This window comes from Leucobacter albus (assembly GCF_039528015.1).
GTDB lineage: Bacteria > Actinomycetota > Actinomycetes > Actinomycetales > Microbacteriaceae > Leucobacter > Leucobacter albus.
Genome location: NZ_BAAAKZ010000013.1, coordinates 136522 through 159778 on the forward strand (window position 1 = coordinate 136522; position 23257 = coordinate 159778).

Genomic DNA, 23257 nt, shown 5'->3' on the forward strand with positions numbered 1-23257 from the left:
CCTTTGTAGTAGTCAGAAAACTGGGTGTACGTCTGTGGGTGGGCTATGGCGTCTGCAGCCAGGGCAGACGGCCAAACATCGCCATACCGGCGTCGTTCGGCACACTGATGCGCACCGACCCGGGAACCCCGAGCGACGATCCGGGCCGCACCTGAATACCTGCTTCGCTGAGCCGGCCGACCAGTCGCGCCTCGTCGGGGGCGAACACGAGAATGAAGTTCGTCTGCGATTCGAGCACCTCGTAGCCGCTCGCCCGAAAGGCGGCGATGAGGCGCCCGCGGTTCTCGCGGGTGCTCTCGCGCACCCGGTCGCCGTGATCGCGGTCGGCCAGGGCGATTTCCGCGGCAACCTGCGCTGCGCTGTTCACGCTAAACGGCAGCCGAATCGCCTGGAGCGTTCGAATAATTGCAGGGTCGGCGACGAGGAAGCCGACGCGCATGCCGGCCAGGCCGTAGAACTTCGAGAAGGTGCGCAGCACGGCAAGTTCGCCCCGGGCGGCCGACGAGATGAGCGAGGCACCCTCGCCCGCCTCCGCGTACTCGATATAGGCCTCGTCGACGACGGTGAGCGCTGCACGGTTGCCGCGCGCAAATCCGAGCACCTCATGCGGCGGGAGAATCGCCCCGGTCGGGTTGTGGGGGTTGCACACGAACGCGAGGTCTGCGGCGAGCGCCCGCATTGCCTCGAGGTCGTGTGCCCACTCGCGCAGGGGCACTTTTGTGACCTCGGCGCCGAGCATGACTGGCAGCTTCTCGTGGAGTTGATAGGGCGGATCAGCGCACACCACGTGCCCGCCATAGGCGGCGTAGGCGGTAACGAGCAGCTGGATCAGCTCGTCTGAGCCGTTGCCAACCAAGATCGTATCTACAGGGATGCCGTGGGTTTCAGCGATGCGCCTCACGAGGCCGCTCGACAGCGCGTCTGGGTAGCGCTCGGCACCGGGGAGGGAGCCGGGCAACGCCGCAGCGACGCGCGGTGACGGGCCGAGCGCGTTTTCGTTCGAGGCGAGCGAACCGTCGGGATCGGCCGCTGGCGCGCCCGGAACGTAGGGTTGGAGGTGCGAAAGCCATGGCCGGGGCTGCAGCACGGCAGCCGAGTGGGTGTCGTTCACCGGATACTCCTCATAGATACGTGTTCGATAGTTGTGCGGGCGACATTCATCAGCACGCGCACGGCCTCGGCAACCTCGATCGCACCAGTGAGATAACTCACACCGAGGGAGCCAGCGAAGTGGTCTGGGCTGCAGATCGGCACCGTCACCGTGGTGACGCCCGTGATGAGCGACCCGTGGTCTACCTCATAGCCGCGCTGTCGCGCCGTCTCGAGCTCCCGCTCCAGCTGATCAAGGTCGACGGCGGCGACTCCCTCTGCCAGCGCGTAGCGCATGAACCGCTGCAGCCTCGGCGCAGGGAGCTGCATCAGGCAGGCCCTGCCGGCGGCGGTGACGTGAGCAGCGTGCCGCGTGCCAATCGCGCTTGCCAGCTTGATCTGATTGCCGGCCGGGTCGAGCTTGTCGACGTACATGACGCTTGGCCCGTCGAGCGTCGCTAGGTGCGCGGTCACGTTCAGCTCGTCGAGCAACAGCACGAGCGCACCGCGCAGATCTTGGCTCAGGTCGGTCGTGTCGAGGTAGGCGTTTCCGAGCGCGAGCGCGGCGACATCGAGCGTGTAGACACCGTGGTTGTCTGCCTTGATGAAGCGCTTGTCTTCGAGTGCGGCGAGAAATGAGTGCAGCGTGCTCTTCGGTATCTCGAGCTGCTCGGCAATGCGCGCCTGCGTGAGCCCTCCCTTCGCCTCAGCGATCAAACCCAAAACGCTCAGCGCGCGTTCAACCGTGCGATTCTTCATCGTTTCTCCTGTGTCTGGGCGTGCGCCGCCCTGATCGATTGCGAGAGGATGCTCATGCCCTCTTCGAGCAACGCTTCGGGGGCGTTGAGTGCTGGGATCAGCCTGAGAATGTTCTTGTCTCGCCCGCAGTAGTCAATGAGCAGCCCCCGGGCGCGACTCTGGCGAATGGTTTCGGCGACGACCCGCGCGTTGGGTGCCCGGTCGCCGGGCGCTCGGGTGAACTCGAGGCCGTAGAACGGCCCCAACTGACGCACCTCGCCGATGGTGTCGTGCTCGGCCCCAAGTGCCGCAACGAGACCGTCCATGCTGCGTTCAACCTGGTGCGCCCGCTCAACCACCTCGGGCAGCTGGAGCGCCGCCAGCATCGCCTGCGCACCGGCTGTTGCGAGCGGGGTGCCGCTGAAGGTGCCGCCGAGGCCACCCGGCCGAACCGCGTCGAGCAGTTCGGCCGCCCCGGTGACCGCAGACAGCGGCAGACCGCCGCCGAGCGAGCCCCCGCTCACCAGCAGATCAGGTTGAACCGCGAGCGTGTCGGCAGCCCAAAAACCGCCCGTGCGCCGCATGCCGGTCTGGTTCTCGTCGAAGACCAGCAGCATGCCGTAGCTATCGCAGATTGCTCTGAGCCCGCGGAGGAAGGTGGCGCTCATGGGAATCAGCCCGCCCTCGCCCTGCACCGGCTCGATAATCACGCACGCAACGTTGCCCGGGTCGACCCGGGTGCCGAGCATGTCTGCAAAAGATTGCAGCGCGCGCTCGTCGCTGATGCCGCGGAAGGCGTACGGTGCCTCTGCCTGGTACACGTCGGGGGCAAACGGCCCGAAGCCGCTCTTGTATCTCGTGAACCCGGAAAGAGACATCCCCAGCAGCGTTCTACCGTGGAACGAGCGGTCAAACGAGATGACGGCCGTGCGCCCAGTCACCGAGCGCGCAATCTTCACCGCGTTTTCAATCGCCTCTGCCCCGGTCGTTGAGAGAATCGATTTGTGCTCCCCCTCCCCCCGACAGGGCGACAGCTCCGCCAGCAACCGGCAGACGTTCTCGTAGCCGGCGTGCCGCCCGATGATCATGAACTGATGCATGAACGCCCCGGCCTGGCGCTGAATCGCCTCGACGACCGGCGGGTATGAGTGCCCGAGGTTCAGACAGGATATTCCGCTCACAAAATCGATGAGTTGATCACCTGAGACCGTCTCAACGATCGACCCAGAGGCACGGGCGACCTCGATGTCGGCGTAGGTGAGGCTTCTCGAGACCCAGCGCTGCTCCATTGCGTGCTCCCCCGACGAACTATCCGACGACCTGCTCGAAGACTCGCAGGAAGTTCTCCCCGAGAATCTTCTTCACTGCGTCGTCGCTGTAGCCCCGAGCGACGAGACCGCGAGTGATGTTCGACAGGTCGCGGTAGTCGTCGAACCCGATGAGGTTCTTCTTGTCATCAAGGCCGTGCTCTTTGCGCCAGCCGAGCCCGCTGGTCGTCGTCGCCGGCTGCGTGACGTTCTCGAGCGCCCACTTGGGGAGCTGCAGCGGCCAGTCGAGGCCAATGCCCACGTGGTCTTCGCCAACGACCTTCACCATGTGATCGATGTGATCAAGCAGCGCGTTGATCGTCGGGTCTTGCTCGCCAGAGAGGAACACGGGAATCGCGAAGACCCCGACGACCCCTCCGGTGGCCGCAACTGCCTCCATTTCTTCGTCGCTCTTGTTGCGCTGGTGCGAGAACACGCCGGCGGCACCGCAGTGAGAGGCGAGCACGGGAGCCTCCGAATACTTGCATGTGTCGAGCGTCGTCTGCTTACCGGAGTGCGCCGTGTCGACGATGATGCCGCGCTCGTTCATGAATGAGATCACCTCGCGCCCAAACTCGGTGACCCCGAGATTCTTCCCTGACGTGCAGCCACCGCCCAACGAGTTATCTTCGTTGTAGGTCATGAGCATCATGCGCATGCCCATCTCGTATGCGAGGCCCATGCGGTGGATGTCGTCTTCGAAGTAGCTCGCCTTCTGGGTGGCAAGAAACTGCGCGTGCGTGCCGCGCTGCTTCGCGTCCCGGAAATCTTGCACCTTCAGGGCCTTGTTCAGCCAGTCGAAGCTGTCGAGCAGCGACTGCGTGTGGGTCAGCGCCTCGACCATGCCCCCGGTGTTGTGCCAGAACAGATCGCGCGTCCCGGCGGTAAGACCACTCGCGTCCCACTGCTCCTTGAACTCGGGGAGCAGACCGGCGATAGCGAGCCGCTCCGGCACCTCCATACCGAACTCCCACGCCGTCAGCCTGTCGCCCGTGGAGCGCAGCGTTTCGGCGATCGTCTCGGTCATCTCATCTGTCCAGACGCGGTAGCCGGTTGGCCCGTGAAACAGCATGTCCACGATCACAGAGTCGGCGTGCAGCCGCTGTGCTCGCGCCTCCTCTTCGTCGGTCATTCCCTCAAATTCGAAGTTTCCAAACTCAGTCATTCTTCCCCCTTGTTCGCATATACGAACACTGTTCGCCAACCTGTCGGCATTACATTACTGAGCGGTTTCACACGAAAACAAGAGATCGCGAACAAGATTCGCATATACGAATTCGGCCCCTGATTTGGCGGCCTCGCCTGGCCTACCGCAACCAATTCAGAGGGATGCTCGGGCCCGCGCGAGGCAGAGTCACCACCGCCGCGCGGCGCGCGCCCACCACGTCATCGGCTGCCCCAGCCCTGAGCGGCAGGCCCCGCGCGCGCCTGACGCGTTGCCTGCACCAGACCCGACCGCACCGTCACCCCTACCCGGGCCTCGGCCGCTCCCTCGTTGAGCTCGCAGCTATCGAGCTCGGCAGCGTTGGCCTCGGCGACCCGAGTCGCCGCCGCGCAGGGGTCGGGGTCGTCAGGGAGCAACCCCTGCAGGGCGTCTGCCGCGGCCAGGGCCGCCGCGTCGGCCGCAACCGCCGCCCGCGCACCGGCGACAACGCCGCCCGAGGCGACAAGCACCGGAATTCCAATCAGCACCGCGCAGGCGGCCACCGCGGCCGTCACCGGGGCGCTCACGCGCCGCCACCCGGCTGGCTCGCTGCGCCGCCGGATGCTGAGGGCCGGCGGCCCGCCGGCCCCGTGTCGGCCGCGCCGGCCTCAGACATCGCGGCGCACCCGCTGCCGGCGACGGCGATTGCCGCGAGCAGCCCTGCACGCGGCACCGTGCGCGCCGTCACGCACAGAATTCCGCCGCCGGCGGAGCGCTCAAGCACCGGGTCGCCGGCGAAGCTCCGCACCCGCGCTGCGGCGAGCGCACCGTCGCCGCGAGCTTCGAGCCTCGCGACATCGCCCGCGAGCGCCGTCAGCGCCACTCGCTCGGCAGAGATCTGCACGCTGCCAATGACGAGCCCGAGCACCAGCAACACAGCGGGCACCGTGAGCGCGAACTCGGCTGTAGCCGAGCCGCGTTCGTCGCGTATGAGCGCCCGAAGGTGTGACACACGCGCCGACGCGCCGCCGCGAGTGACAGCACGGGCACCCCCGTGAGCGCCGGCACACCCGACAACACCCGCGCACCCGTTGGCACCGCCGCTACGCGACCCGCGACCGGCAGCCGCTGCGCGCACGGCTACCCCGCGCTTCCGAGCGCGTTCTGCACGAGCGACAGCAGCATCGACCGCACCTCCTCGGAGCGCATGATCACGATGAGCAGCCCCGCAAAGGCCACAGCCGCCAGCGTGTCATGAAAAAAGCGTACTTGAATGGCACACCTGCTTCGCCGTCTGCGCAAGAGAACAGCAGCCAGTTGGACGCTTGCGAAGCTGGCGTGGCTCTGAAGACAAGTTTGCCAAAACTTGACAAGGGGGTGTAGGCTTAGTCGCGGTAACTAAACACATCGCGCCTGAGTGATTGCGCCCTTGGATTGCAAATCTCGTGCTGCCGTTTGAGGGCAGACTTTCCAAGGTCACCGACTTTCACCGAAGCACATGACGAGTTTGATAATCGGCAGCCTTATAACGAAGCGTAAGACCTAACTCAAGGCGAGAACTCATCCCTGAAGGGGTGAGTTTGTCGTGTTCCACGACACCACTGAGATTATTGAGCACGCTCGGCGCGATCAGTACGAGCTGACTCTTGCCGATGTTGCGTCGCTCGCTGCGAAGAGCGAGCGCACCGTTCGTCGTTGGGCGGCAACCGGACTGCATGGTCGCGGTGTGCTGCCCGCCGTTGAGACTGTCAGCGGCTTGCGGTTCCGAGCCAGCGATGTGAGGGAGTACCTTCGCGCGCGCCCGGTGGAACCGCAGGAAGCTGCCGCCACCAGCAAGACGAGCACCGCCGTCGCCCGCGTGGTTGCCGCCGCGCCGCGCCTGACCGACGAGCAGCGGGAGCAGCTCGCCGCGATCCTCGGCGGTGCGCGATGAGCGCGGCAGCGCCCGGTTGGGCGTCGCACACCATTGCCGATGGCGTGCGCGCTGACGGCTCAGCACCCGCGTTCGAGGTGCTCGTCCGGCGCGTGCCGCGCGTCACTGCGACGGGGGTGCAGCCCTCTGCTGCGGTGGCGCGGGGCGCGGTCGTGCCTGTGGCCGCCGCGAGCGTCGCGGTGCCGTCTGGGGCGGTCGATGACTCCGACAGTCAGCGACTGTCGGAGTCTGACGCCCCTCAGAATCCGCGGAATCATGAGGCAAAACGGGCACGGTCATTAGCCCCTATGGGGAGCCCCGAGTTACGACCGTGTGACCGTGCCGCCGATGAGCCCGTCGCGGGCGCTGTGTCGGTGGCCGCGGCCGGCTCGGCGCAGGCTCCTGCGGTTGCCCCGCAGCTCGCGTTCGGCGGCCTCCCCTCGGTGCGGGCGATGGGCACTGGCCGCGCCGGTCTCGTCGTCGGGTTCGACACCGAGTTCACGACGACGGGCGGTGTGCGCGTCATCGACTCGTATCAGTTCAGCGTTCCCGACCCGCTCGACTCATCGTTGATGGTTCAAGTCGCGGTCCTGCCGGAACTCGGTTCGGGCAACCGCGTCTCTCTGCTGACGGCGTTGTGGGAGGTCGTACGTGCCGCGCAGCTGTGGGAGTCGCCGCTGGTGCCCGATGAAGTCGGGCCGCGCGGCGTCGCGCGCTCGGCGTTCTGGTCTGACGACTACGACGAGCGGGCGGAGAAACTCGCGAAACTGCGGGTTCCCATCGTGCTCGCCTGCCACTACGGGGCTGCCGACCTGACCGCGTTCCGCATCGATGGGCGCGCCCGCGACCTCGACCACCTCACCCGTCTGACTTCCGCTGCCGGAGGCCTCGTGACGCTGCTGCCGTTCAGGATGCAGCGCGGTGACCGGAATCACTGGTGGTGGCAGTCGCTCAGCGTCTCGGTGCGCGACACGATGGCGCACGCGCCTGCGGGAAAGCAGAAGCTCGCCGACCTCGGGGATGCCTGCGGCGTGCCGAAGATCGACGTGCCTGGAACCTGGATCTCGCGCATGACCGAGTACCGCGAGCACCATCTCGACGAGTTCCTCGAGTACGGCATGAACGACGCGGACATCGTCGTCGAGTTCCTCGCCCGCGTCTGGGGTGAGGGCGTGGTGCCGCCGATCACGTTGAGCGGTGGTGCCGCCGCTGCTCTGGTCGCCTCGGGCAGTGAGTACCTCGGCGTGGGCAGTGCCGCTGAGTTCCGTCGCTTGTTCGCTGGTCTCAAGCCTGAGGAAGTGGAGGGCTTCGAGGTGGTCGTCGAGGACGACAAGCTCAGCTTCTACGCCCAGCGTGGGCGGGAACCCATTGACGGCGCGGCGGATCAGTTTATGACCTCCTGTGCCCGCGGCTATCACGGTGGTCTCAACTCGTGCCCTGCGCCGGGTCACTACCCGGTGCCGACGGTGGACATCGATGCCCAGAACGCGTACCCGACCGCGATGGCGAGCGTGATCGACATCGACTGGGAGGCCGGGGCTATCGACGAGGTGTTCCACGAGCGCTGGCTCACCCAGGATGACGTGCCGACGCCGGACAGTCCTGTGGTCGCGTTCGTGAGCTTCACGTTCCCTCGCACCGTGGCATTTCCTACGCTCCCCATCGTCGCCGACGGCACGCTCATCTACCCGAGCACGAGCGAGGGTGTAGCAGGCTCGTGGGTGTGTGGTCCCGAGCTGTGGCTCGCGCTTCGGCTCGGTGCTGAGGTCTTCTGCCAGATCGGTTATGCGGGGCAGGTTCTGAAGACCGCTGACGGCGAGCCGAGCCGGGTGCTGCGACACGGTGTCAGGCAGCTCATCGACGACCGAAACACTGCCAAGCGCGTGTTCGGCAAGGGCAGCATTGAGGAGGGCACGCTCAAGACCGGCGTGAACTCTGTGTACGGCAAGACTGCGCAGGATGTCGCCGAGCAGCACTCGTGGGATGCCAGGTTGCAGGAGTACGGCGATGTGGGCGGCTCGGCGATCACGAGTCCGTACCATGCCGCTTTCACCACGTCGTTCGTGCGTGCCCAGTTGCACGCCGCGCTGAACCAGATCACCGAGCAGGGCGGCAACGTCTACAGCGTCACAACTGATGGCTTCATCACCGACGTGCTCGCTCATGAGGTGGAAGTTCTCGACCTGTACGGGCTGGCCGACGTGCTACGGGATGCGCGTCTCGAACTCACTGGTGACCCGTCGATCTGGGAACCGAAGCACGCGCAGGACGACCTCGTGAACTTCACCACTCGCGGCAACGTCTCACAAGACCTCGGTGGCGTTTGCGCTCATAACGGCCTCAAGGCTCCCGAGGGGATCGTGCCCGACAGCGCCGAAGACCGTGAGTACCTGCTGCGCGCCGTCGTCACCCGGGATGGTCGCGTGCCCAACGGGTACACGAGGTTCCCGAGCTTCCAGGAGCTGAGCCGTCGAGACGACCGCCGTGACTTCATCCCGAGCCGCATCGAGCGCTCGGTGAGCCTTGACTACGACCTCAAGCGCTCCCCGGTGATGGCGTCGATGACCGCCGAGCTGGTGCCGCTGCCTGACGGCACTGAGCACGAGATGGCGACGTTCTCCACCGAGCCGTGGCCGACGGTGGATGACGCCCTGCGCGCACGCGGCATCGCACGCGAGATGGCGAAGACGGGATGCCTCCGCACTGTCGCCGAGTGGCAGGAATGGCACCTGCGGTTCGCCTACGGCAAGGGGCGTCGCATCGTCACGCCGCAGCGTGCCGTGCTCATGTCGCTCGTGATCGCTCACCGTCAGGGAGTCATCGAGATTCCTTGGCTCGCCGACCGCGACCACACCGTCGAGGAGAAGCTCGGCTGGCTCGGCAAGTGGGGCCTCGGCACCGTCTCCCGCGGTGATTGGGACAATGCCCGCCGCCCTGAGCGGGCATCGCAGATGCTCCCGCTCGACATGCTCGCCCCTTACCTCGACCGGATGATCCGCATGGTACCCGGCGACCACCCCACGGATGTCCACCGACTGCCGTACTGACCCAGAACAAAAGGAGAAGAAGATGACGAATCCGACTATGAGTACCCTCGACGAGCTGATCGAGACCGAGCGCAAGCGCGCCGCCGAGAGGATCGCGAAGCTCAAGCGTGCTGCCGCCGCCGAGCAGCGCCGCATCGACGAGAAGGTCGTCGCTATCCTGCGCGAGCAGGATGCCGACCTCTACGCCCAGCTCGCGGGCGAGGCCAGCGCAGCGCTCGCCGATGAGAAGGCGAGGCGTTCGAGCCGGGCGAGGAAGTCGGTCTCTCCGACTTCGACCGTGCCGGTTAAGCACGCATCGCGTGATGACGAGCACGGTGAGGAGGTGAGCGGCTCATGGCAGTGAGCACGCCGACTTCCCTGGGGCACGCAAGTGCCCCAGGGGCTCCCTCGCCCGCAGCACCCGCAGGGTGCGAGGACGAGGGCCAGCGGTACTTGGGAGACGGATCGCGCAGCGATTCGTCGGACAAGTACCCTGCTGGCCTGTCTAGTATCCGGGTGAGTGAGACGCTGCGCAGCAGTGGCTCCGAGGCTCGCACGGATGCTGGACGCGGCGAAGCGGTGGGCGGTGTTCCCGACCGTCCGCGCAGCCGCAGCGACAGCGCATCGACCGTCGTTCCGGGCGATGCGGTGGAGCTTCTCGAGCAGCGTACACGTCGTGACGTATCGCTGGACGTGCGATTCACGGTTCTCGAGCGCGCAGCGATCCGCGACCGTGCCCGTGCTCTCGGCGTGAAGCCGAGCGCGTGGGGCAGGGCAGTGATGCTCGATGCCCTCGATTCTCGGCGCGGAGAGGTCGAGAAGCTCGCCAGCGTCGCCGTGCCGCCCCAGCCCGAGCTTGCCCGCGCCGTCGAGCAGCTCAGGCGGGTGGGCGTGAACCTCAACCAGACCAGGCGCGACGGCTCGGCGGTAGACGACGCCCTCCTCATGAGCGTGCTCGGTGCGGTCGACGAGGTGCGGGCATCCCTCGGGGATAGGACGGTGACATGAGCACCATCACCGTCCAGCCCTCAACGACGCCCGAGGCGAGCGTCGTGTACGTCTGCTACGGCACGAAGCAGGGGCAGCGCGACGGCACGAACCGTGCAGCGTCGTTCGCGCTCAGCATGGCCGACGGGGGCACCACTCCCGTGCAGTTCGCTCGGCGCGCTGAACGGCTCGCCCGCGCCCACGGGCGCAAGAACGCCCTGTACAACTACGTGCTGGCGTTCCACCCGGACGAGTTCGACGTGACCGATCAGGCCGACCTCGACCGTGTACGCGATGTCGCGGTGAAGCTCACCGAACGAATGCACAGCGCTGACTACCTCGTGGTAGTCCACGCCGACTCCGCCGGTGGTCACGCGCACGCGCACATCCTCGTCATCAACCACGACAACCTCACCGGCAAGAGCTTGCAGAGGTACACGAGCTGGAAGCACGGGCTCCGTCAGCTGAACGACGAGCTGATGGCCGAGGAAGGCCTGCGCGTGCTGCCCGATCCCGCGCAGCCCAAGCCCGACTGGGAACAGCGCCGCGAGCAGTTCACCGACGGCGGGTTCGAGCAGGTGCTCGGTGACAAGGTGCTCGAAGCGCTCACCGACTCGCGCTCGGTAGACCGTGCCGGGTTCGAGCAGGTTCTCGCCGAGCACGGGGTCGTGCTCGCGGTGACGCACCGCGACGGTTGGACGTACAAGATGCGTCGCGCCGACAACGGCAGGTTCGGGCGCAAGAAGGCATCGGGGCTCACTCCCGAGTTCACCGCCGAGGGCGCTCAGCAGATTTTCGACTACCGCGCACAGAAGGAGGCGGCTCATGGGAGCACTCGACCGGCTCAAGCAGGCCGACGAACAGCAGCAGACTACGGAGACGCTGGAAGCGTTGACCTCGACGGTGCACGCCGTCGAGCAGCAGCTCACGACGCTGACGAAGACCGTCGCCGACCTGACCGGGTTCGTGAAGGTGATGGACGAGCAGCAGGACACGAGGCTGACCCGGTTGACCTCGCAGCAGCCCGAGCCCGTCTCGACGCAGCCCGACGACGAGACGAAGAAGCGGCTGAGCGAGATCGAGAAGACACTCGCCAGCATGGCCGAGACGCTCAGCGCGTCGAAGACCGTGAAGCTGCCGAGCGGCGAAAGCGTGAAGCAGTCCGATCTCGCCTCGTACTCGATGATGCAGAGGATCGAGAGGCAGATCACGACGATGAGCAGTTCGGCGGATGAACTCGCCGAGGCGGTGTCCAAGAGGGGCCGCATCGTCATCGACCCCGACAAGCTCGCAGCGCACGCGGTGAAGGTGCTCGATGCCAGGCTCACCAAGACCGTGGATGCTCGGCTTGACGGGCTCGAGGATCGCGTCGTCTCTCTCGGCACCGCACAGGCCGCAGAGGCCGCCGTGCGGGCCGAGCAGGTCATCGACGAGGCTCAGGGCGTCGTGAGGGCTGTCGGCGCGGCAGAGCGTCGCGTGGAGGCGCTGTCAGCACGGGTCTCGTGGACTGCTGCGGGGAGGCTGGGCCTCGCCCTGCTCCCGCTCGCGGCGGTGCTGCTAGTGCTCGGCGGTCTCACGATGGGCGTGTTCCATGCGCTCGGGGTCGGGCCGCTGCTCGGCTGGGCGTGGGAGTCGTTCGCGCTCGCCGAGCTGTGGTGGCAGAAGGCGCTCATCGCGCTCGGTGCTTTCGGCGGCATCGCCGGGTTCGGCTGGCTGGTCTGGCTAGGTGCACGCAAGCTCGCCGACGTGCTGAGGGGCTGGTGACCGCCCGACAGGCCATCAGAGAAAAAGCAGAGCCCCGTGTGAATTGACAGCGAAGTTGGCAATAGTGACAGTGAAGTTGGCAATAACTCAATCAAGTTGGCAATAACCGTTATTTTGACACAGTACTTGGCAACAGCCGCGAGGTAGCTTTGGGTTAGCGGCTAGAAGCTACACAGCTCACCAATATCAATAACGTCAGCGGAACAGTAAACGTATCCGCTTAGTTGTCATCAGCTGGCAAGGATCAACCATCCTGGCGCCTTCACCTAATTCATGGTAAAGCCCGTATTATTGAGAACAATACGGGCTTCACTTCAACTGCGTGAGACATCGGGCAGTTTTGCGCCTGCAAAGACGCCGACGAGGCCCATCGCCGCGAGCAACAGCAGCGCCCACGAGACGTGCACGGTCGCGAGCAGCGCGCTCACCCCACCCACGACGAGAAGAATGATGCCCATTGCGGTGTTTGAGACTGCAACATAGGTGGTGCGAGTATCGCCCTCTGCCATGTCGACCACATACGTTTTGCGGCCGATGCGCACGCCCGTGTGCATGAGCGTGAGTGCAAAATACACCGTGATGTAGAACAGGTTTACCCACCAGCTCGCGTCTGATTGGAATGCCGACGCACTGCCAGCCTCGGCAAGCGTAGCGACGATCACGGCCGAGAGAATGATCGCCGAAGCAACCCCTGCCCCGATACTCATGACCTTGCGACTCGAGCGATCTGCGAGCCTGCCAAACAGCCTTCCGCCGATGAGCGCAGCAAGCCCAGAAGCGATAATGAACCCGCCAAGCCCCGCGAGACTCGACGCGCCAGACTGGATCGACAGCGTCACGATAAACGGAGGGCTCAGCGACGAAACGAGAAGCAACCCGCGGACCCCGACAAACTGCCTGAAACGCGCGTCTTCACGCAACAATTGCACCGCCTGAGAGAGCCCATGAAACGGTTTGGCTGGAGCGACCTCGGTGCTCTGCGCCTCTGGGGCTTCCTCACTCGCAGGTTCACGCACTCCGGCATAGATCACCGCGACCCCCACCCAGAGCGCTGCACCCGCGGCGAGCAACCAGGCGAGGTGAGCAGCTGCGAGTTCCGCTCCCACAAACGCTCTGATCGCAAGGCCCAGGGTGATCGCAACAATGCCTGCAACGGTGGTTGAAATACCATTGAGCTGCCCCCGTTCGCCCTTCGGAATCGTGCGTCCCTGCACATCTTTTGACGCGATCGAGCAGAGGCATCGACCGAGCGCAAAGATCGCGAGCGCGACGAGAATGCCGACGCCCGCTGCAAGCCCTGAGCCGAGCGCTGCGATGAACGCCATCACCGCGACCGCCCCCGCCTGCACGAGCGCGCCAACTACGAAGATCCATTTGCGATGCTTCACCCGCACAACGAGTGGGGTAAGTAGCGCTTGCGGCAACATCGAGAGAGACTCGCGGATCGGCACGAGAAGTCCCGTCAACGCAGCCGGGGCCCCGAGTGACGCGAGCACCCAGGGCAGCACCGTCGATGCGTTGACCGCCTGATCGCCAGACGATTGCAGGGCACCCGCCGTGATTTGGCGCAGACCATTTGACGCCACCTTGTCGCGCAGCCCTTTGGGCATGCGCTGCTCGGCGTCTCGGGAACGACGGATGAGTTTCGAATACCACCACTCGCTGGCGGTCACGGGGGCAGACTCGCCCCCGTGTTCACTTGCCGCGATCAGTGGTCGTGATCCTGATCCGCCTGTGTTTCATGCACGGTGCCCGGCGCGTGATGCGGTGGAGCATAGATGCTGTAGACCTTCATCGGAACGTCGCCGATGTTGGTGATGTTGTGCCACATGCCCTTGGGCACAAGCACGGCCCAGTCGTCGGCGACCTCTTCATCAAACGAGAGCTCTTCGGGCGAAGGTCCCATTTGTACCCGACCGCGACCCTGTTCAAGTCGCAAGAACTGATCGGTATCGTCGTGCACTTCGAGACCGATATCGCCTCCGACAGGAATCGACATGAGGGTGAGCTGCATGAGCTCCCCCGTCCATACTGTCGTGCGGAAATTGGTGTTTGCACGGGTCGATGCTTCGATGTTAACGGTATATGGGTTTGGGCCATGATCTGGTGTTTGTGTCATTGCTTAAGCCTAATGACCTGGCCGAGCAGTAATCAAGCGAGGATAGGCTGGTCTTGCTCGGCAAACATTCAGATTGGAGAGGTTCAGGGATGACACAGGGCAAATTCTTTGACGACGAGGTACTCGAGGCCATGGCGACCAGGCGTTCAGTGTCGAAAGTGGGGCCGCACACCCCCACCGACGACGAACTCCGCGAGCTCCTCGCCGCGGTCACCCCGGTTGCCGACCATAAGGCGTTGCGCCCGTGGCGACTCATCGTGTTGCGGGGCGAGGATCGGGGCCGTCTAGCCGATGCGCTCGACGCGGCCGCAGGGACCACCCGTGAACCGGGAGAACGCAATTCCAAGCCATACCGGGCAGAACTCCTCATCGCGGTCATCGCCAGCTCCACCGAGCACCCGCTCGTGCCAGAGTGGGAGCAACACGCGACTGCGGCTGGCGCCGGGCACCTGCTCGAACTCGCACTGTGGCGAGCCGGGTGGGGCGTGATGTGGCGCACCGGAGTGCTCGCGAACAGCGACCCAGTGCGAGCCATGCACGGGCTCGAAGAACACGAGCACCTCATGGGGTGGTTGTATGTGGGTGACATTGACCCGTCATTCCGAGAGCGCCTGGAGGCATCGAATCGGCCGGCACTCGACCCGCATCAGTTTCTCGGAATGCTCCCCTAACCTCAGAGGTCACCCTCCTCGAGTTAGGTGAACATGAGCATAAAGATGTACATATTTTTTGTTCACAAATGCTACTTCAGAGCATGACTGCTCTCGCACCTCACGTTGAAACCTGGGCCGTTTCCCGAGAAAAACTCGCCTGTACTTTGAAGCGGTTTCGCGAACAAGGCGCAGCCGCAGGGCCATTGACCTTCGGAGCGCATCGCAAGCCCGAGGGAGGAGGGGCTGGGTGTGGCCCTAGCGAGCGAAGCAGCACATCCAGAAACAATGCCAACTTCGTTGGCAAAACACCGACTAAACCAAACGTGATTACGGAGAAATTCCGCATAATCACTGGGATGCCAACTAGCGAAAAAGTGCCATCTTCGCTGTCATCTCACACCCCGGGCGTGTGAACGCTCGGGGCTCTGCTGGTGGAGGCTGGTTATTGGCCGTACTCTTCGAGCGTCGCACGCGCCGCATCAGGGCTGTCCTGCAACATGCTGAACAGTTCGTCCGCAGACAGTCCGTTGTAGTTCCGTTCGAGATACGCGGCGAACTCATCCACGGTGATGCCATTCTGAGCGAAGATGCTCTCGGCGTCTTGGAGCTTGCCTGACTCGGCAGCGTCGAGCAGAGCACTGAGCGTCTTGTCGAACGCGGGCTTGGTCTTGGAGTCGGCCTCGGCCTGTTCAGCCTGCGCAGCTTCGCGCTTCTTCTGGCTCTCGGCTCGCTCGTTGCAGTCCTGCTCGCGTTCGGCGAGGAGGGCATCGCCCACGTCGGTGCCGACCCTCGAGTAGGTGCCCCCGCTCATGGTGACGACCGATCCGTCTTCCGACTCGGTGAAGGGGTCGGTGTTGCTGTACCGGCCTTCCTGCGTCCATGCGACCGTGGTGCGGGTCTTGTCGAGCGAGCCGATACTGGTGTCGGAATCGTCCATGTCGATCTCGCCCACGTTGTCGCAGGTGAACTCGCCCCACGTCACTGCGTCACCGTCGATGACGATGATCGCTGGATCGCTGCCCTTCCCGGTCTCTCCGTAGTAGGTGCCGGAGGCGGTGCTGGCTCCGTTGCCGGAGCAGCCCGTGAGTAGGAGCAGTGCAGCCGCCCCGACGGCTGCGGCGGTCATCATTGGTCTCGTGTTGGTGGTGCGCATGGCGGTGCCTCATTTCCGGTGTTGGTTGACGTGATCGCCGACAGGTCGGGCCGTTCGGGGGTGTAGGTATCCGGCGCGGGCGAAGCGCCTGGGCGGGTGTTCCCGTCTCTGTCTTGACGGCATCGTTGCTGCTCGTCTATCAGCCGATTCTAGTAGTACGTATACGTTCCAGCACGTATCACAGCATGGAACGTGAGAGTACTAGCAGTCACGCTTGTACGGATGGAGCAGGATTCACTCAAGACGAAGATCGGCGCGGCGCTCAGAGCGCAGCGCAATCATTGGGGCTTGTCGCAGGAGAGGCTGGCCCAGCGCGTTGGCCTGACCACCCGCTACATCGCTGGCCTCGAGCGATCCGAGTTCAACGTCACGGTGGACACTCTCGACGAACTGGCCCGCATCCTGGGCCTCGATCCGGTCGCGCTGCTCAACGGGGAGCTGCGCGACGAGCTGCCTGAACAGCGCGACGCACCGGCTGATGCGAACCCCGTCAAGCGCCGCCGCAAGAACGCTTCACGAGCGTCAGCGCTCGACGATTTCTGAGCAGTGCGTCCACGTCATCGCATCGAGACGATCACGCGCATCGACACCGGCCCGTGCTCGGGGCAGACGTAGCTCTTGAACGCGCCGAGGTCTGGCTCGAAGAACCACTCCGACTCGCACGGCCACGGCCCGATATGTGCTTCATCGAGGCAGTAGCTCAGCCAGGGATCGAAGGCAACGTTCACAGTGAGCGGAACACGAACACGCCGCCCTCGGGGGCATCGCTCGTCGTGTAGTCGAACGCGAGGTCTCGAGCCCACGCCCGCCAGTCGAAGTAGCGGGCGATCTCGTCGGGGATACCGTCGAGCAGCGCGATGTCTTCGCCGAGATTCTCGGTGTATGCCTCGAAGCTCTCCCACGTTCCGCAGTAGCGCTCCTCGAAGTCGCTCGCGCTCGGCAGACCGTCGCCGTCCTCGATCTGGTCTCCGCTGAGCGCCCAGACGAGGAACGCCTCACGGTCGTTCTCGTGGACTTCTTCAACGACGTGGGCGAGCTGTGCGGCGTCGTGGGGCGAGCACTCGCCCCTGATCGGCAGGTTCTCGTGATCCATCACCCAGATTTCCTCGCAGCCAGGGCGAACGTGCTGTGCGCCTCCGTGCACATCGGCGAGAGTGATGTCGTCGCCCTCGATGGCGTCGAACCACTCGCCGACGAGGCGGGCGTTGTTGTAGCAGGCGAGACAGCCGACCCAGATGCGCGGGGTGGTGTCGGCCAGCGTTGCGGTCGTCATGGAAGCCTCCTCGTGTCGTCGAGGGCGGCGGCGCGGCTGGCAGTCGTGCTCTGTGAATCGACGCAGTTACGCCGGGCTCACCGCTCTCAGCAGTTCTCCCGGCCCGGCCATGCCGGGCTACTTGTCAGCATCCCCGGTGACCCAAAGTCCGTTACCGGTAAACTGGCGGGGTGAAACCATTCCTCTACGGACTCGACCACGCGAGCCATGACTTCAGTGAAGCAAGTTCGTTGGGGAAGAACATCTTCACCAACGCCTTCCCGCTCTCGCTGGCGCAATACCTTGCCGCAGAGCGGAAACTGCCCATCCCCATGATCAAGGCGACGCTCGACAGCGCCGGTCGGCTCACTACCGAACACGTCATGACCGCCTGGAGCGAGATCATCGGTACGGAGCCTGATCGCGCTCATTTCGAGTTTGAGGGTGTCTATAAGGGCTACGGCAACTACACGCACACCAGCGCGAACAAGAGCGATGCCGTGGTGATCGAGCGCGGAACTGGTGAGCACCTGCGCCCGCTCGAAATCAAACTCGTGGTCGTGCCGACATCGTCGACAGCGAAACGAGATCGAAAAGATCAGTCATGCGAGATCGTGGTGCGGCCTCCTACGGTCGAGCAGCTCGCCTTCTCAATTGCACACTCATACGGTCAGGCGCGTCGCATTGAGCTGATGGATCTCATCGTGCGCGAGCTAGGGCAGCCAAACGACTACAAATGGACCGATGAAAAGTTCATGATCGCCGCTCTGCCTCGCATACTTCGAGCCGCCGAGAGCATTGCTAAGGGCGGCCTCGATGTGCAGACTCCGCTCGTGCTTACGGCGATCTGGCGCTCAGAAGGGCAGAAGCCTGTTCTTGATGAGCACGCATTCGACGTATTCACGTGGACCGACATGGCATTCCTGCAGCTGTTCATCGACCAGCTGCGCCGCGAATACTTCAAGGCGGACGGCTCGCCCAAGCCGAAGGCTCCGAAGCAGATCTCACGACCGAGCCGGGCCCTGATCTGGCTCGTTCGTTCATTACTCGACTACACAGTGCAGAACACGCTGAACTTCGGCATCGTCCATTCGCAGATCACCTACGGCGTACAGTCCGACAAAGCGGGTTCGTTTTCGGGAGCGGCATCGCTCAAGCACCTGTCCTCGCCAGAGTTCCTCGAACCCCGCGTGACCCGCACCGAGCTCGGCGAGGTGCTCAGCCCCTCGAGCACGCAGTACCTGTTGCCCGAGCGCAGACTCGATGCGGCCATCGCGATCCAGCACCTCGCCGAGGAGTTGAGCCGTCAGGCCGACCTGCGAGACTAGCTACTCGTCGCGTGCGTCGTTGCCGCTGATGGCATCGGCAATCCCCTCAGCCACGAACTTCGCGAGGCGCACAGGCACCGCGTTGCCGATCATTTGCTCGGTGTCGGTGCGTGAAGCGACCCACTTGTAGCCACGCGGGAAGGTCTGGATCTCTGCACGCTCGGCAGTAGTCAACGGTCGGGTCTGAGAGACCGGTGCCACGTCACCGGGGTGGCCGGGGTAGCCAGCAGGAATCGGCCTGTTCACGCCCCGCACCGTCGGTGAGGGCTCGTCGATCGAGAACACGCCGCGACGAGCATAGCTGCGTGGGTGGCGGTAGTAGGTACTCGTACCCAGGCGCTTGCCGAACCAGTCGCGCACCGTCATGGGCTTTTCGCTCTTGTTCTCGGTGAACCACTCGAAGATTGCGGCAGTGGTGGCTGGTTCTTTGGTGCCGATGGTGATCAGGCGCTTACGCTTCTGAGGCACGCCACAGAGCGACGCATCGAGCACGACCTTGTTGACGGTGTAGCCAGCGGCCTCCATCACGGCAACGGCGCGTTTGAACGCTGCTGCGTGCTCGGCGCGCGCTACGTTCTCCATCACGAAGAACGGGGGCTGAAACCGCTCGATCACGGCCGCGAACTTCTCGGTGAGGTCGGCTCGCGCGCCCTCGACGCGGGTGCCAGCAGACGAGAAGTCCTGGCAGGGCGGCCCCCCGATGATCGCGGGGAACTCGCCGTCGCCCTCATACCTTTCGAGGGCGCGAATGGTCGCGTCGACATCACCTAGGTCGAGCAGTGTTGCATCATGGCCGAGGTTCTTGCTGTAAGTGTCGACCGCGCACTTCCAGTTGTCGAACCCTTCGAGCACGTCGAAGCCTGCGAGTTGGAAGCCGAGCGACATGCCGCCGCACCCTGAGAATAAGTCGATGACCTTGGGCAACTCGGGATTGACGATGGCTGAGACAACCGAGCCGTTGCCGGTGTCCTGAGCGAAGAACGAATCTACGATTTCACGCGCCCACACGGCACCGCCGTTGATGTCAGTAGAGGTGGGCTCGGGCAGCTGAGCGCGAGCGCGCATACTGCGCACTGTTGCCTGCTTCACGTTGAGGAGTGCCGCGAGCCGCTTCACGTCGTAAAGATCGGTAGCTTCGTCAGGCTTCACCGTGGGGTCGAGGGTGCGCGATGTCATAGATCTATCATCCCACAAGGGGTCGAGTCGTGCAACTAGGTCGTTGCAAGAAACGACCCCTAAGAGTTGTGATCGGCTCGCTTCTTGGCCCGGTAGCGGCGACCCTTTTCAATGGAACGAGCATTGTGTGCGAGTCGGCACGTGCTGCACCGGCAGCCGGTTTCGTAGGCCAGGCTTGACCCGTGGTTTCCGAGAACCTCACCAGCCTCGCGCTTACGTTTGATATACGCCGCGTGGGCGGCCGCGTGAGCAGCCCGACACTCAGCGCATCGACACTTGTGATTGCCATACCCGTTAGGTGTGCCGTGCCTCGGGTCGTCCTCCGGAAGCCCCTGCGTGTCTGCGCTCACGATGTGAGCATATCCTACGGCGTCACGACTTGGCGGAGCCACTCCTCAAACCTGCTGACGGCTCGTACCGACTGGGCCGTAGGCTCAAGGCGTGGACAAGAATGGCGGCGGATCGACTTTCGGTTTTGTCTTCGATTCCAACGAGCAGTATCGAACTTGTGCGAGCTGTAGTGAGGACTGTGAGCCCGACCCCTTCGACGTGGGTGAGGGTGGTGGAGTCCGCATAGCCTTCGTGTGTCCGAACTGTGGGCTGCACTCAGTAGTCGATCCCTTCGAGCACGTCAGGTAGCCGGTGAGTGCTTATCGCCACTCGATGCCGACTGTCTCGGACGCTGCCTCGAAAGTGGTGACGCGACGCCCCTTTCCCGCGCGCCGTATCGCCACGGTCATGAGCGCCCCGATTACGCCGCGGCGGCGGGCCAGCGAGGCGTCATCCCACCACGCGCGGGAGTCGCCGGAGGCCACTACCTCGGCGAGCGGGTCTGAGGCGACAGCACGCGCTAACTCTTCGGTGATCGCGCGTCGCTCTTCGGTCAGCACGTCGAGAGCGGCCTCGGCGGTCTTCGCGTTCATCTTCCCCTTCGCGATCAGGTCGATGATCGTGGCTTCTCGAGAGTCGAGCGCCGCTCGCTGGGTGTTCAGCAGACCGATGTCCGGCCCTTCCTCTTTCGGCACCAGCAGGTCGATGGCGTCGGGCCTGTTGAGCCGGGCGATGCAGACCTCTTTCACGAAGTCGTCGATGATGTCGCCGTTTCGCATGAAGTGGCCGTTCACGCAGCGGTAGGCGTGGTAACGCTTGCTGTCGGCCTTGCCGGAGCCGTCCACTCTGGCCGTGGGGTGTGTCTCGCCGCTGGCGGCGCGCACGGGCGCTCGGCAGATTTCGCAGACCGCGAGACCGGAGAGCAGCCACTTCCGGGCGGTGCCATTGTGGGTGGGCTTGACGCCGACGAGCCGGGCTCGCGTGGCTGCGATGGTCGCCTCGTCGATGATCGGCTCCCACGCACCGGGGGCGCACTCAGCGAGGTCGATGCTCGCGATGTCGAACTTGCCGGTCTCCTGTGACGGTGCGAGCAGCGCGGCGTACTGAGGGTTCATCAGCACGCGCCGAACGGTCGAGGCGATCCAGGGCTTGCCCGCTCGCGTGAGCCTTCCGTCGTTGTTCAGGTCTCGGGCGATCTGTCCCAGCGCAGCACCGCCGAGGAACTCGGCGAATATGGTCTTCACGTCAGCCGCTTCGTCGGGGTCGATCCGGTAGCGGGTTTCATTCTCGTCTCTGGCGATGTCGGGCACCCATCGGTAGCCGTGGGGCGTGCGGCCCGGGGTGGGGTGCCCCGACTTCCGGCGCTCGACGGCATAGCGCTGGGTTCGCTGCGCCTTCTGCTTGACCTCCCGCTCGGCGAGGAGCACGAGCTGCTTGAGGAGGAAGTCGCCGGTCGAGTCATCGGTGTCGATGCCGCCACGGACGGTCAGCACGCGCATGTCGCGCTTCGGAGGGCGCACTTCGAGCACATCCGTGAGGTTGCGGGTGAGGCGGTCAACGTCGTTGACGAGCACGGCGGTGAACAGGCCTTCGTCGAAGTCCTTGAGCATCCGAGCCCAGTTCGTGCCGGGGCCACGCTCCTTCGAGCCGCTGGTAGCGTCATCCGGGTAGGTGCCCACGACCTGCCAGCCGCGATAGCCAGCTTCGCGGCTGCAGTCGTCGAGCTGCTGCCTGATTCCCTGCTCCTCATGGACTGACTGGCGCGCATAGATCGCGACTTTCAGCTGGTCAGAGACGGTTTTCTTGGGCACGGGGCCAGTCTATCTCAGAGTATGTTTTTATCGCCACACCTTGGCCATGATCACGAGTGCATACTCGGCCGTCACCGCCCCGCGCTCCTCGGTGAGCAGCCGGCTCCCCCGAACTCCACGGAGCAGCCGTGCCCGCCGCACCTTCCAGGTCAACCGCACCAAACGAACGAGCCGTGCAGCGCGCGCCCTGCGGCGGCTGACTCTGGCAACCGCCAGCCCCTCGTTCTGCCTCACAGACGCTGGGAAGCCGAGCGCCCGCAGCACCTCTGCGGCCTCGCCCGTCTCTCCGGTCTCTGCACCTCGCTGCCTCACGGTTCGAATCTCCATTGTTGCCTCCTCTGGGTGAGCGCGCCCCGGCAACCGACTGTCGCCGAGCACGGCGCGCTGAGTCGATCGTCGCCCGCGCCGACCGGCCCCGAACACGCTGCCGAGCAAGCGTGCAGCCTCCACCGGGTTCCGCGGCATCACGCGGCATGTGGAGAACGACTCGGCGGCGCTGACCAGCGGCACCCACGATCGCCTACCCGAGCAGCACGTCACCGAGCAGCGTCACGAGCACGGGCACGACGCCCATCGCAACAAACGCGGGCAGCACGCAGCACGCGAGCGGCACCAGGATGCGCACGCCGAGCCGCTCCGCCTCCTGCTCTATCTGCGCGCGGGCATGCCCCCGCAGCTCGGTCGCGGTGTCGAGCAGGAGCGCGGCAGCGGGCGCCCCCGCCGCGACCGCGGTCGCGAGCGCATTGGCCAGTGGCTCGCCGCGCCGCAGTGCCTCCATCGGCACCCACTCGACGGCGCCCTGCGACACCGCATCTGCGACGCTGCGGAGCGCTGGCCCCGGGGGCGAGCCACCGGCGAGCGCGATCCACATGAGTTCGCACTCCAATCCGGCGACGTGGTCGCGTCGCTCGACCCGCGCAGCGAGCGCGTGCGTCCAGCGCACCCCAACGAGTTGGAGCCCGATACCCCCGGCAAGCAGCGCGGCCCCGATGGGCGTGAGAAACACCGGCAGCGGGTCGAATCCGAGCAAGAAGCCCACCGCGACCGCCGCGAGCGGTAGCCAGGCAACAAGCCGCGCTGTCGAGCGCGGCCCGGCGAGGAGCACCTCGCGGCGCCGAGCGACATCGGAGATGCCGCGCAGCGCGAGCGCAATTCGATCCAGTGCCGGGGCAAAGGGCGCACCGCTGTGGGTCGCGAGGCGCCAGGCAGCGCTCAGCAGCCGCCACTCTGGGCCATCGAGCGCCCCAAACGCTGCGGCGACGCTCTGCCCCGAGCGCACCCGCTCGGCGAGCGCCGCAGTCTCCGGCAGCTCGATGTCTGCGGCGAGCGCCGCCACCATGCGCTCGGGCGACATCCCGCTGCGCAACAGGGCGGCGCAGCGTGATGCCACGAGCGCTGCGAGCGCCTCGGCCTCGGGGCGCGGCGATCGCGCAGCACGCCTCGACCACACCGAGCGCGCAGAATGCGC

24 protein-coding genes and 1 pseudogene are annotated in these 23257 nt (G+C 65.0%); 9 read left to right on the forward strand and 16 right to left on the reverse strand.

Annotated elements, in window-relative coordinates; all coding sequences use genetic code 11:
* Positions 1-43 precede the first annotated feature (43 nt).
* The 7 genes from ABD115_RS13750 to ABD115_RS13780 all read right to left on the reverse strand — a co-directional run bounded on the left by ABD115_RS13750 (position 44) and on the right by ABD115_RS13780 (position 5517).
* On the reverse strand, positions 44-1111 hold the full coding sequence (locus ABD115_RS13750) for a pyridoxal phosphate-dependent aminotransferase (protein WP_343961805.1): 1068 nt from the start codon (positions 1109-1111) through the stop codon (positions 44-46).
* Positions 1108-1848, reverse strand: a complete 741-nt coding sequence (locus ABD115_RS13755; RefSeq protein WP_343961807.1) for an IclR family transcriptional regulator — start codon at positions 1846-1848, stop codon at positions 1108-1110. Before ABD115_RS13755 ends, ABD115_RS13750 begins: the two co-directional genes overlap by 4 nt.
* Positions 1845-3116: an aspartate aminotransferase family protein gene (locus ABD115_RS13760; RefSeq protein WP_343961810.1), complete on the reverse strand. Its 1272-nt coding sequence runs from the start codon at positions 3114-3116 to the stop codon at positions 1845-1847. The genes ABD115_RS13755 and ABD115_RS13760 overlap by 4 nt, the downstream gene beginning before the upstream one ends.
* A gap of 19 nt (positions 3117-3135) precedes the next feature.
* Entirely contained in the window at positions 3136-4299 is a 1164-nt protein-coding gene (locus ABD115_RS13765; protein WP_343961812.1) for a dipeptidase, read from the reverse strand.
* Positions 4300-4520: 221 nt separating this feature from the next.
* Positions 4521-4865, reverse strand: coding sequence for an Rv3654c family TadE-like protein (locus tag ABD115_RS13770; RefSeq protein WP_343961814.1), 345 nt, complete (start codon positions 4863-4865; stop codon positions 4521-4523).
* Entirely contained in the window at positions 4862-5290 is a 429-nt protein-coding gene (locus ABD115_RS13775; protein WP_343961817.1) for a TadE/TadG family type IV pilus assembly protein, read from the reverse strand. The genes ABD115_RS13770 and ABD115_RS13775 overlap by 4 nt, the downstream gene beginning before the upstream one ends.
* 128 nt (positions 5291-5418) lie before the next feature.
* Positions 5419-5517, reverse strand: coding sequence for a DUF4244 domain-containing protein (locus tag ABD115_RS13780; RefSeq protein WP_343961819.1), 99 nt, complete (start codon positions 5515-5517; stop codon positions 5419-5421).
* Between the two features lie 346 nt (positions 5518-5863).
* Here ABD115_RS13780 and ABD115_RS13785 point away from each other — a divergent pair, with 346 nt between their 5' ends.
* From ABD115_RS13785 to ABD115_RS13810, 6 genes and pseudogenes are all read left to right on the forward strand, one after another.
* Positions 5864-6211 (forward strand): helix-turn-helix domain-containing protein, encoded by a 348-nt coding sequence (locus ABD115_RS13785; protein WP_343961821.1) that lies wholly within the window; start codon positions 5864-5866, stop codon positions 6209-6211.
* A complete protein-coding gene (locus ABD115_RS13790; protein ID WP_343961823.1) occupies positions 6208-9237 on the forward strand; it encodes a hypothetical protein in 3030 nt (1009 codons plus the stop codon). Before ABD115_RS13785 ends, ABD115_RS13790 begins: the two co-directional genes overlap by 4 nt.
* 22 nt (positions 9238-9259) lie before the next feature.
* On the forward strand, positions 9260-9580 hold the full coding sequence (locus ABD115_RS13795) for a hypothetical protein (protein WP_343961826.1): 321 nt from the start codon (positions 9260-9262) through the stop codon (positions 9578-9580).
* 152 nt (positions 9581-9732) lie between these two features.
* On the forward strand, positions 9733-10224 hold the full coding sequence (locus ABD115_RS13800) for a plasmid mobilization protein (protein WP_343961828.1): 492 nt from the start codon (positions 9733-9735) through the stop codon (positions 10222-10224).
* 116 nt (positions 10225-10340) lie between these two features.
* Positions 10341-10640 (forward strand): annotated as a pseudogene (locus ABD115_RS16655) (relaxase/mobilization nuclease domain-containing protein); the annotation flags it as partial.
* Positions 10641-11028: 388 nt separating this feature from the next.
* Positions 11029-11967, forward strand: coding sequence for a hypothetical protein (locus ABD115_RS13810; RefSeq protein ID WP_343961834.1), 939 nt, complete (start codon positions 11029-11031; stop codon positions 11965-11967).
* Positions 11968-12281: 314 nt separating this feature from the next.
* On the opposite strand, the gene ABD115_RS13815 is transcribed toward ABD115_RS13810, so the two are convergent.
* The gene (locus tag ABD115_RS13815; RefSeq protein WP_042542560.1) at positions 12282-13640 is read right to left on the reverse strand and encodes an MFS transporter; all 1359 of its coding nucleotides are present in this window, start codon (positions 13638-13640) and stop codon (positions 12282-12284) included.
* Between the two features lie 35 nt (positions 13641-13675).
* Positions 13676-14086, reverse strand: a complete 411-nt coding sequence (locus ABD115_RS13820; protein ID WP_042542561.1) for a cupin domain-containing protein — start codon at positions 14084-14086, stop codon at positions 13676-13678.
* Between the two features lie 89 nt (positions 14087-14175).
* On the opposite strand from ABD115_RS13820, the gene ABD115_RS13825 reads away from it, so the two are divergent.
* Complete coding sequence (locus tag ABD115_RS13825) at positions 14176-14757, forward strand: nitroreductase family protein (protein WP_232299595.1); 582 nt, start codon at positions 14176-14178, stop codon at positions 14755-14757.
* A gap of 424 nt (positions 14758-15181) precedes the next feature.
* Here ABD115_RS13825 and ABD115_RS13830 read toward each other — a convergent pair whose 3' ends face one another.
* Positions 15182-15892, reverse strand: coding sequence for a hypothetical protein (locus tag ABD115_RS13830; RefSeq protein WP_343961836.1), 711 nt, complete (start codon positions 15890-15892; stop codon positions 15182-15184).
* 222 nt (positions 15893-16114) lie between these two features.
* Between ABD115_RS13830 and ABD115_RS13835 the strand changes: the two genes are divergently transcribed.
* Positions 16115-16435, forward strand: coding sequence for a helix-turn-helix domain-containing protein (locus tag ABD115_RS13835; protein WP_343961838.1), 321 nt, complete (start codon positions 16115-16117; stop codon positions 16433-16435).
* A 14-nt stretch (positions 16436-16449) separates the two neighbouring features.
* Here the strand turns inward: ABD115_RS13835 and ABD115_RS13840 are convergent, their stop codons facing one another.
* Together ABD115_RS13840 and ABD115_RS13845 are read right to left on the reverse strand one after the other, a co-directional pair.
* Entirely contained in the window at positions 16450-16620 is a 171-nt protein-coding gene (locus ABD115_RS13840) for a hypothetical protein (RefSeq protein WP_343961840.1), read from the reverse strand.
* Positions 16617-17165, reverse strand: coding sequence for an antirestriction protein ArdA (locus tag ABD115_RS13845; protein ID WP_343961842.1), 549 nt, complete (start codon positions 17163-17165; stop codon positions 16617-16619). Before ABD115_RS13845 ends, ABD115_RS13840 begins: the two co-directional genes overlap by 4 nt.
* Before the next feature lie 170 nt (positions 17166-17335).
* Between ABD115_RS13845 and ABD115_RS13850 the strand changes: the two genes are divergently transcribed.
* A complete protein-coding gene (locus tag ABD115_RS13850; RefSeq protein WP_343961844.1) occupies positions 17336-18472 on the forward strand; it encodes a HindVP family restriction endonuclease in 1137 nt (378 codons plus the stop codon).
* Here the strand turns inward: ABD115_RS13850 and ABD115_RS13855 are convergent, their stop codons facing one another.
* The 4 genes from ABD115_RS13855 to ABD115_RS13870 form a co-directional block, all read right to left on the reverse strand.
* Positions 18473-19648 carry a DNA cytosine methyltransferase gene (locus ABD115_RS13855; RefSeq protein WP_343961846.1) on the reverse strand — a complete coding sequence of 392 codons (1176 nt, stop codon included), beginning with the start codon at positions 19646-19648 and terminating at the stop codon, positions 18473-18475.
* A gap of 650 nt (positions 19649-20298) precedes the next feature.
* On the reverse strand, positions 20299-21789 hold the full coding sequence (locus ABD115_RS13860; protein WP_343961848.1) for a recombinase family protein: 1491 nt from the start codon (positions 21787-21789) through the stop codon (positions 20299-20301).
* Positions 21790-21816: 27 nt separating this feature from the next.
* Entirely contained in the window at positions 21817-22116 is a 300-nt protein-coding gene (locus ABD115_RS13865) for a hypothetical protein (RefSeq protein WP_343961850.1), read from the reverse strand.
* Between the two features lie 193 nt (positions 22117-22309).
* Positions 22310-23179: a type II secretion system F family protein gene (locus ABD115_RS13870; protein WP_343961853.1), complete on the reverse strand. Its 870-nt coding sequence runs from the start codon at positions 23177-23179 to the stop codon at positions 22310-22312.
* Positions 23180-23257: the final 78 nt, after the last annotated feature.